This window comes from Rhizobacter sp. SG703 (genome assembly GCF_012275445.1).
In the GTDB taxonomy this organism is placed as follows: domain Bacteria; phylum Pseudomonadota; class Gammaproteobacteria; order Burkholderiales; family Burkholderiaceae_C; genus Rhizobacter.
In genome coordinates this window covers 59,247-68,295 of sequence record NZ_JAAZQK010000019.1, presented here as the reverse complement: position 1 = coordinate 68,295, position 9,049 = coordinate 59,247, and the positions used below count along the sequence as shown (strand labels likewise).

The following is a 9,049-nucleotide window of genomic DNA, read 5'->3' as shown; positions in this document are numbered from 1 at the left end:
CACTGCGATCTGATCAGCGTCGCCGACCTTGGCCACACAGATCATCGAATCAATGTTCATTCCGGCAAGGGTGCGTGGTGAACGTCAGGCGAGCCTACCCGAAAGCAGTCAGTCGCGATCGACCGGTTGTGGCCGATTGTTGCCGGTCGGCTGCTTCGCCTCGTCGGCGGTATGCGGCCCCATTCCAGGCCTGGCCACGGCAGATCTCGCGGCTGGGAAGCGGTCGTTCAATCTTCAGCACGAGTGGCCGCTCGCAGACGGAAAAGCCGGCTGGAAGGGGCGCTCCATGGAGGGGCTAGGAACTGCCCCAAAGATGATCGAGATCTTCTGGTTTTCCATCGAATTCAATGATGCGGTCGAAATCGTTGAGGGTCGATGGCGGCTCGCCAGCCATCACGCTTTGATGCATGTGCAGAAGATGCTCCAAGCATTCCGCTCCATATGAATTCGCGGGCCACATCGCCCTCGGTCCATGGCGCTTGATGACCGCCTCGAATGCACGCTCGGCTGAAGCCCAAAACTCGGCTCGATGGCCTTCAGTTAGGCCTCTCAGATCGAACTCGCCAAACGGAGCTGGGCGCTCTGCCATATCCGCAAGCCAAACGCGCAATCTCGAATGAGCATCGGAGATCTCACGCGAAATGAGTTCCAGCATGACACAGTAGCCAAGATTCGATCGAAGCAATGCACGACCGTCCTCGAGAAGAAGCGAGCAAGACATGGCTCCTAGCCTATCCGAAAGCAGACGTTCGCCAAGGACGGCTCGTGGCCGACTGTTCCCCTTCGCCAGGCGCCCCGAAAGCAGTCGCACGTGGCAACCGACAAGGCAGCGATCGACTGTTTGCAGGCGATTCCGCGAACATACACTGTCGGCCAGGAGCCGACGGTCGCCAACGTCGGCTTTCGGGTAGGCTAAGCCATGCTTAGCAATGACTCCTCGATCCAGTTGCCGTTCACTGTCGAGTCGGTGGCTAAGGTGCTTGCGTGGGGCGCTGCGCCAGACATGGCGCCACATTCGCATAGGCAAATTGCAGAGTGGTGTGACCGCTTTTGGTGCCGACACCTGGACGTCGACGCGCCCGAAGAGATTGAGCGTCTGTTGCCGATCCTCGCCGACGTAGAAACGCAGTGGGATCTCTATCTCGCCAACACCTACTCATTGGACGAGCTTCGGACTCGTTCCTTCGAGAACGAGCGAATGCCGACCGCATGGTTTGAGGAATGGCTCAAGGCGGCTTGCCGATGACAAGAATGCTCTCCAATGGGCGATGCTATGGCGCTTGGCGGCCAGAAGCGGTCCTTTCATGACGTCCGCTCTGCGGCAGCGCTTCTCGCGACGCTACGATGCCACCCCGGCACCTCCTCGATGTCGAGAGGTCGGCATCCAAGATCAGGCACTGCAAACGTGAAACTCTTCTACCTTTTCTGGTTCTTCATTTGCGCAGGATGGGGCTACCTCTCTGCCACATTTCCTTCGCAGCATTCACCGTCTTGGACGAGCGTAGCCATCACGCTTCCCGCCGCCCTGGTGACCTCGATCGGCCTCCTTTGGATGGAACTTCAGAAGCTCCCCCCTGGCACGTTCGCGTTGCCGCCGTCGCTTCTATTGAAGCCGTGGAATCGTCCTGCGGGGGCTGCTCTGTTCATCGGGTTGACTTTTTCGTTCGCCGGGCTATGGGGAGTAGCCATGTGTATGGCTCTCGCCCTGCCCAGTCCACTCGTTGCACTACATTTTTTTGCCATAGGCTCTGGTGGCGTAGCAGGCTGCTTTGCCGCTCATCGGCTGTTTCCCCAGAAGTTCAGTGCCTGACCATTCGTGCTGACGGATCCGGTCGGCACAATCCTCAACGGTCCGACCAGTGGCCGTCAGCTCCCGCGGACGAGCGGCTGGAGCCGGCCATGAGTAGTCGTTCGCCAATGACCGGTGTCGGGCTGGTCTGCAGACGACGTCGACATAGGGCTGCTTTGGTAAGCTGCCGACCGGCGTGGCGGAATGGTAGACGCACGGTAACAACCGTCCCCGCGAGGGGTGCAGGCTTCGATACCTGCCGCCAGGAATTTCGGCATGCGGCCAGAAGCGGTCCATGGCGACGGACTGCTTTGAATCGTGCCCGTAGTGATGGATAGCTGCGGCGCTTCTGCGAACAAGGGCGGTGAACGATGCGACAGGCGCCAAGGGTCTTGCTCCGTGACGTGTATTGGTCATTCTCGGAACCCGTTCCGCAATCCTCAGCGGCGTTGATCGAAGCTGCGAGTGCCTATGCCGCCGGCATCGAAGCGAAGGATCCACGTGATGCCCTCATGGAAGGCCTCTCGTTCTCTGACGTGCATCTCAAGTACGACTACTGCGAGCGAGACTCTGACGGAGAGTGGAAGGACATCGAGGCCTCAGTCCGGGTGGTTGGCGAGGCGCGCTCACGGCTCACGGGTGCCGATGTGCTGTGGGAGCTGCATGTTGCATGTGCTGCCACTGTTGGAAAGGACGATCACCACTTCTTCGAGGGCCTTGAGCTGGAGGACACTGGGACTCCCCATGAGCCGCCGACATATCGAGTTCTCCTCGGAAGTTAGGCCTCTTCGGAGTGACGAGCGCTCAAGTGAAAGACGGTCGTCGGCCAGGAGGTGCCGCTGGCGCGCGTCCGCTTCAGGGCGTTCGGGCAGCGTAGCGCGTGGGCTGGCGCATGCTCAAATGTTGATCAGCAATCGTTAGCGATCCCCATACAACAGGGCAGGCTTCACATGGCCATCATCCAGCTCGGCTCAGAGTCCGAATACATAAGAATCACCCTGCGCAGTCCGTACAACACAGAGGGCTGGTGCCGGGCGAAAGTGGACATCGCATTGCCCTGCTTCAGTGGGCATATTGAGCCATGGCTGGAGGCTGGAGACATAGAACGCTTCGCCGCTGAACTGCAACAGGTACACGAGTTGCTCAAGGGGGAGGCCAAGTTGCTGCCGCGAGAAGAGCAGTTCACGCTCCATGTGCAGGCAGGAATCGGCGGTCACATAACCATTTGCGGAGTCGCTTGGTCTGGAGCAACCTACGGCGATAAGTTGCAGTTCTCGCTGGAGCTTGATCAGTCCTACCTTCGGACTACTCTCTCGCAACTTGCCAGTGCTGCGAGCCCGAAGTAAAGCCTAGACCTTTGCTCGAGCGAACGGCTATCCATGCGTCTTTTCAGAGCGTCCGAGCCACCTTCCTCTCCAACAGTTCGCGCACCAAGCGATGGACTGCTTTGAGGCGGTCCACCGGAAGGGGCCGACCGGCTGCTAAGGGTCGGGTGTTCCCATTCGCCGAAGCGAACAGCAGCCGTTCGAGTGGCCTCAACGCGCATCGGCTTCGGCAGCGTCAGCTGCACATCCATGAGCGGCCATTGAGCAAGAGCGATCGCTGTTGGATCGATGACCGCTACCTGGCCGAGACAGCGAACTGACCCCACCGCTTTGAAAGACAGCAACCGCTGCATTGCCGTCCCTCAAATGCTCCACGCAAACGACCTCAGCCGGTCGATGCGGCGTGAACGCACTCAGCCGCGAACGCAGCCGTTCAGTGTTGTGCCGCCGGAACCTGTCGCAGCAAGCCCGCCAACCGGCGTACCTTTTGCTCATCGAGCGCCGAAGCCCGATCACCTGAGCAGACCGCGCTGCGAAACCCCGCAAAGTCCGGCGCAAGCTCTTGCAGCGCCGGCAAGTCCGGCAGTCGCAGTGCCCCAGCCAGGCCGACCAGCTTGCCGGCTCGGCGCGCCGTCGCCACGAAGCGCTGCAACTCGACCGTGTCCACGCACGCGAAGATGCTGCCCGCCCGCTTGTCCGCTGTGTCGGCCATCACGGCAGGGAAGCCTAGCCTGCAGGCCTGTGAAACCAACGTCTCATCAAGCCCGTGATCAGCGATGAACACCGGCACCACCGCATGCCGGCTGCCGGCCAGCATGTCGAGCACCGCCCCAGCGTGCGGCGAGCGCTCGATGCCCACCTTCACATAGTCGACCCCACACGCCCCCACCGCCTCGACCCGCGCGGCGATCAACGCCGCCTCGTGCATCGGCACATCGCCGATGGTCGCGCTGATCGGCAACGCAATGCCCCGCTCGCGCAGTGCCTGCACGATGGCGCGGATCGTTGCCACCGGCAGCCCACCCAACGCCCCCTCACGCGGCTCTTTCAGGTCGATGAAGTCGACCCCTCCCTCAGCCGCAAGCATCGCCTCGTCCGAGCTTCGAACGCTGACCAGCAACCGCATCACCGCGCCTCCTTCAGGCCCGCGCGATGCCGCGCCACCGCGTCGCGCAACCATCCCCAGGCTTCGCGCTCCGCCTCCCCCGCCGTCTTGTCGATCGCAATCTGCAGATACGCCATCTCGCCCTCGACCTTCTCCGCCGCCAGCATGTGCAGCCGGCTCACCAGCACCGCCCCTTCGATCACCGCCGCCTGCGCGCGGTTGAACCCGATGAACGGCGCATGCGTCACCTCATGCACCCGCGCCATCCGCAGCACCGGCCGCTGCGCGTCATCGCGCCGCTCGGCCAGCCTCAGCTCCACGTGCCCCAGCGCCGCCGCCAGCCGCTGACCCGGCACCCGGTCCGCCGCCACCAGCGGCCACACCTTGCGCCCCGTCACGCAGCCCGCAAACACCCGCGTGTCGGTCAACAGGTTCAACACCGCACACCCGGTCGCGACGATGTTGTCGTGCGTTGCCGACGGCTTGAACGGCATCAGCACCACCTGCCCGTCCTGGTAGCGCACGCCCATCGGCGCCACGTGCGGCACGCCGTCGGCCGACACCGTCGTCACCACCGTCTCGTAGATCACTTCGTTCATCATCTGGCGCTCTCGTCGTTGCGGGCCTTGCCGGTGGCCATCGTCGTCCCCGGCGCGCACCAGCTGCTCAGGTCCTGCGCCCGCGTCTCCACCGCCGCGCCCCAGTCCAGCGGCTGGTCCTGCACATAGCGCTTGCCCAGCTTCCACGCGATCTCGGCATGCGCCAGCTCCACGCCCATGTAGAACGCATGCGCCGCATCGTGCTCCAGTTTCAGCTGCGGCCACAACTCGAACGCGCCTTGCCCCAGCCGCAGCCCGTCGCGGTTGTACACATGCAGCCCCAGCGGCGACACCTGCACCCGAAAGTTCGGGTCGCGCACCTGCGCCGCGGTCTCGGCAATCTCCTGCGGCGTATCAGGGAACGGGTGCTTCGCATGCACCGTCATCAGCGCGTCGCTGATGCCCTTCGGCAAGCTCCCGTGGCTCGCCGCCGCATGCATGATGCGGCGCGCCCAGTCGGCCTCGCGTACCGCGCGGCGCGCATGCTGGCTCACCTGCGTGGTCAGCACCGCGGCCACATTCAGTTCAGCCGCGATGCCGAACAGCAGCGCATTGATGCCGCTGGTGTCGGCCTCGGTCAGCTCGGTCACGTTGCCGATGCCCATCATGATCGGCGCGTCCGCAAAACGCTCGCGCAGCCGGTGGTAGCGCACGATCGATGCCGTCAGCCCGAACGGGATCGGGTCGAGGATCGCATCGGCAAAATACGGCCGGCCGCTCGCCTGCATCCGCTCCACGGCCGCATACAGCGAAGCCTCGTCGGTCGGCGTGCGCGGTATCAGCACCGGCACCGCATCCACCTCGTCGGACACCCACAGCGTGTCCAGCGTCAGGCTCAGCAGGTAGTCGGCGCCGGCCCGGCCGCCGCGCAACAACTCCTGCGCATCGTTCGAATCGACGCTCACCGAGAAGCCTTCGGCCTTCAGCGCCTGCACGCTGTCGGCCAGGTGGTCGAAGCGCGTCGCCGGCAGGCTGCCGAGGTCGATCACGTCGGCACCATCGGCCCGCAACCCGCGCGCGCGCTCGACGATCGCGTCGACCGACAACTTCGGCGCGTCGACGATCTCGGCAAAGATCGCGACCTCGTACTCGCGCAGGTCCATCGGTTTCGCGGCCCGGTTGAAGAAGCGCGGCAGGTCCTTCAGTTCCTCCGGCCCGCGCTGCACCGGGATGCCGTAGTGCTGCGTCAGCGCCTCCAGGTCGCCGCGGCAGCGCCCCGGCACGAGGATGCGGTCGGCCTGCACCGGGCCCGGCACGCGGCGCGCGATCATCTCGGCCGTCATCAGCGCGGCCACCTGCAGCCCGAGGTCGCGCACCTCCCAGGTGAAGGGCGCCGCGTCGATGCCGCCCAGCACCCGCTCCAGCGCGGGCCGGGCCAGGTGGCCGGTCAAGAAGACGATGCGCTCTAGCGGCTTGTCCATGCGAGCGTGAGCTCCTTCAACCGCGCATCGAGCGCGGCCTCCAGTTCGGCAGGGGAGCACACCACATGGCAGAAGTCGATGTTGCGAAGACGGTCCACGTTGTCCAGTTCGATGCGCCGCGGCCGCAGCGTCACCCAGTCGTGCGGCGACTTCGTCACCACCACCGGTTCGGTGTCGCATGCAAACACGATGCCCGGTATCCCGAGCTTGCCGGCCTGCGCGAACATGTTGGTCGGCAGCGTGTCGCTGAAGCCGAACGCGCACTTCGCCACGGTGTTGCTGGTGGCCGGCGCCAGCACCACCGTGTGGTACACGTCGTCGTACAGCATGCCCACCGGCACGCCGCTCGCGGTCTTGTCCCTGAAGATCCTGAAGCGCTGTTTCAGCTCGTCCAGCGGCATCTTGTAGATCGACAGCACCTCTTCGCCGGCGGCCGACAGGAACAGGTCGCAGCCCGGCAGCCGCGCGGCCAGCGCGATCGATTCGTCCAGGCCGTGGCCCGAGCCGGTGATGCACCACGCAAATCGCGAGCGCGGTGGCGCGTCGACAGGCGCCGCATCGTCGTCGTCGTGCGGCAGCGCATCACTCGGGGTGCGAGATCTCGATATGGAGCTTGTGGAGCTTGCGATAAAGGGTGTTGCGGCTGACATCGAGCACCTTGGCGACATTGCTCACGTTCCAGCGGTGCTGCTCCAGCATCTGCAGCAGCACCTGCCGTTCGTTCGCCTGGATCGGGTTCAGTTTGAAAGGCGGTGGCGGGTGGTCGGCGGCCGCATGCGTGGCCGGTCCCGCCGGCGGCACGGCCGGCATCGTTGCCACGTGCGACGTCAATGCGAGCGGCGCGGTGCTCACGGCCGCATGCATGGTGGGTGCCACCGCGGCGCTGTCCTGCAGCGACGGCAGGTGCACGCTGGCGATGGTGTCGCCGTCGGCCAGCGCCGCCGCGGTGCGCAGCACATGGCGCAGCTGGCGGATGTTGCCGGGCCAGGCGTAGTCCATCAGCATGCGTTCGGCCTCGGCGCTCAGCGTGCTGCCGCGGCCGCCTTCGGCTTCGAGCACGCCGCGGATCAGCTCACGCCGGTCGCTGCGTTCGCGCAGCGCCGGCAGCAGCAGCTCGATGCCCGACAGCCGGTAGTACAGGTCTTCGCGGAAGCGGCCTTCGCGCACCAGCTCCGGCAGGCGCTGGTGGCTGGCGCTGATCAGCTGGAAGTCCACCGCATGCGTCTCCTCGGTGCCCAGCGGCGTCACCTGGCGCTCGTCGAGCACGCGCAGCAAGCGGGCTTGCAGGTCGAGCGGCATGTCGGCGATCTCGTCGAGGAACAGCGTGCCGCCGTCGGCCTGCAGGATCTTGCCGCGCCGACCGGTGCGCTGCGCGCCGGTGAACGCGCCAGCGCGGTAGCCGAACAGTTCGGACTCGATCAGCGTCTCCGGAAGGCTCGCGCAGTTGATCGCGACGAACGCGCCGCCGGCATGCGGGCTGGCGTCGTGCACCGCGCGTGCGAACACCTCCTTGCCGGCACCGGTCTCGCCGCACAGCAGCACCGGCGTCTGCCGCGCGATCACGCGGCGCGCGGTCTCGAAGTGGGCCGCCAGCCGCGCGTCCTTGAAGGTCGGCACTTGCGTGGCAGGTCGCGGCAGCGGCGTGCGCGGCGCAAGGCGCGGCACGGTCGTCGTCGGCAGCGTGGCGACAGCCGATGACGGCGTCGGCGAAGGCAGGTCCGATTCGGTTGCCGGCCGCCGCGCGACCGCGAAGAAGCGCAGCGCCGCATTCGCGCGGAAGGTCACGATCGGGTGGAACGACGACTGCGTGCTGCGCCTCAGCATGTCTTCGAGCGAGGTCTGGAACAGGTCCTCGATGTGGCGCGAGCGGATCTCGTCGACCGACTGCAGCCCGAGCTGGAACAGCGCGCTGCGGTTGGCCGCGAGGATGCGTCCGTCGTCGCCGACCGCGAGCTTGCCCTCGTGCAGCGTGTAGACGAACTCCGGCCGGCTGTGGAAGTGCAGCGGGTGCGCGTTGCGGAAGCGCCGGTCGATCAGCCGGTTCTCGATCATCCGCGCCGTCATGCCCAGCAGCACCAGCAGGTGCTGCTGCATCATGCTGGAGCGGCTGCTGACGTCGAGCACCGCGGCGATGTGGCCCGACGGGTCGAACACCGGCACCGCCGAGCAGGTGAGCTGCGTGAAGTGCGTGAAGAAGTGGTCTTCGCGGCGCACCGAGATTGGCGCCGCGGCCGCCAGGCAAGTGCCCATGCCGTTGGTGCCGGCCTCGGTCTCGCTCCACATGCCGCCGGGGCGCAGCCCGAGGGGCCCCATCTCGGCGGCGAACTCGGTGGAGCTGACCATGTGCACGATCACGCCGTCGATGTCGGTCAGCACCACCGCCGAATCCGCATCGGCGAGTTGCTGGTACAGCGTGGTCATCTCGTAGCGCGCGCAGTCGATCACGTCAGCCTGGCGCTCGCGCCGCTCCTCGAGCGCGGCGCGGCTGATCACCGCCGGCTCGCGCGCCTTGTCGGGGTGGAGCCGGTATTCGTTGAGGCAGCGGCTCCACGACTGCGTCACCACGTCGCTCGCCGATTCGTGCACGCCGCTGCGCACCACGTCCATCACATGTTCGGCGTGGCGATCGTCGCCTGTTCGCAAGACCAGCGTCATGTGTTTCCCCCTGGGACCGCAGGATCCTGATTCTGGTGCGATGCCGGGTCCTGCCTACCCGGTGAAACGAGCAGTCTCTCGCGTGGCCTGGTTATTGCGACCAGCCCGTTCGGCCGGCCACGCAAGAGCCTGCTGTCCCATTCTTGAACACTCCT

At 65.5% G+C, this 9,049-nt stretch carries 10 protein-coding genes; 5 read left to right on the top strand and 5 right to left on the bottom strand.

Translation table 11 applies throughout. From position 1 onward, the window contains the following. Positions 1 to 28 precede the first annotated feature (28 nt). The 5 genes from FHT26_RS28885 (at position 29) to FHT26_RS28865 (ending at position 3,135) form a co-directional block, all read left to right on the top strand. Complete coding sequence (locus FHT26_RS28885; RefSeq protein ID WP_168563520.1) at positions 29 to 445, top strand: hypothetical protein; 417 nt, start codon at positions 29 to 31, stop codon at positions 443 to 445. Positions 446 to 919: 474 nt separating this feature from the next. After that, positions 920 to 1,246: a hypothetical protein gene (locus tag FHT26_RS28880; protein WP_210427654.1), complete on the top strand. Its 327-nt coding sequence runs from the start codon at positions 920 to 922 to the stop codon at positions 1,244 to 1,246. A gap of 159 nt (positions 1,247 to 1,405) precedes the next feature. Beyond that, positions 1,406 to 1,810, top strand: a complete 405-nt coding sequence (locus tag FHT26_RS28875) for a hypothetical protein (RefSeq protein ID WP_168563519.1) — start codon at positions 1,406 to 1,408, stop codon at positions 1,808 to 1,810. A 428-nt stretch (positions 1,811 to 2,238) separates the two neighbouring features. Next, a complete protein-coding gene (locus tag FHT26_RS28870; RefSeq protein WP_168563518.1) occupies positions 2,239 to 2,571 on the top strand; it encodes a hypothetical protein in 333 nt (110 codons plus the stop codon). A 168-nt stretch (positions 2,572 to 2,739) separates the two neighbouring features. Continuing rightward, a complete protein-coding gene (locus tag FHT26_RS28865) occupies positions 2,740 to 3,135 on the top strand; it encodes a WapI family immunity protein (protein ID WP_168563517.1) in 396 nt (131 codons plus the stop codon). Between the two features lie 412 nt (positions 3,136 to 3,547). Here the strand turns inward: FHT26_RS28865 and FHT26_RS28860 are convergent, their stop codons facing one another. The 5 genes from FHT26_RS28860 to FHT26_RS28840 are packed head-to-tail and all read right to left on the bottom strand — an operon-like array spanning position 3,548 to position 8,894. After that, positions 3,548 to 4,240 carry a (5-formylfuran-3-yl)methyl phosphate synthase gene (locus FHT26_RS28860; RefSeq protein WP_168563516.1) on the bottom strand — a complete coding sequence of 231 codons (693 nt, stop codon included), beginning with the start codon at positions 4,238 to 4,240 and terminating at the stop codon, positions 3,548 to 3,550. Next, complete coding sequence (locus tag FHT26_RS28855) at positions 4,240 to 4,818, bottom strand: DUF447 domain-containing protein (RefSeq protein WP_168563529.1); 579 nt, start codon at positions 4,816 to 4,818, stop codon at positions 4,240 to 4,242. Before FHT26_RS28855 ends, FHT26_RS28860 begins: the two co-directional genes overlap by 1 nt. Continuing rightward, positions 4,818 to 6,239, bottom strand: coding sequence for a DUF6513 domain-containing protein (locus FHT26_RS28850; protein ID WP_168563515.1), 1,422 nt, complete (start codon positions 6,237 to 6,239; stop codon positions 4,818 to 4,820). Before FHT26_RS28850 ends, FHT26_RS28855 begins: the two co-directional genes overlap by 1 nt. After that, positions 6,224 to 6,889 (bottom strand): flavoprotein, encoded by a 666-nt coding sequence (locus tag FHT26_RS28845; protein ID WP_168563514.1) that lies wholly within the window; start codon positions 6,887 to 6,889, stop codon positions 6,224 to 6,226. Before FHT26_RS28845 ends, FHT26_RS28850 begins: the two co-directional genes overlap by 16 nt. After that, complete coding sequence (locus FHT26_RS28840) at positions 6,822 to 8,894, bottom strand: sigma-54-dependent Fis family transcriptional regulator (RefSeq protein ID WP_168563513.1); 2,073 nt, start codon at positions 8,892 to 8,894, stop codon at positions 6,822 to 6,824. The genes FHT26_RS28845 and FHT26_RS28840 overlap by 68 nt, the downstream gene beginning before the upstream one ends. Between the last annotated feature and the right edge of the window lie 155 nt (positions 8,895 to 9,049).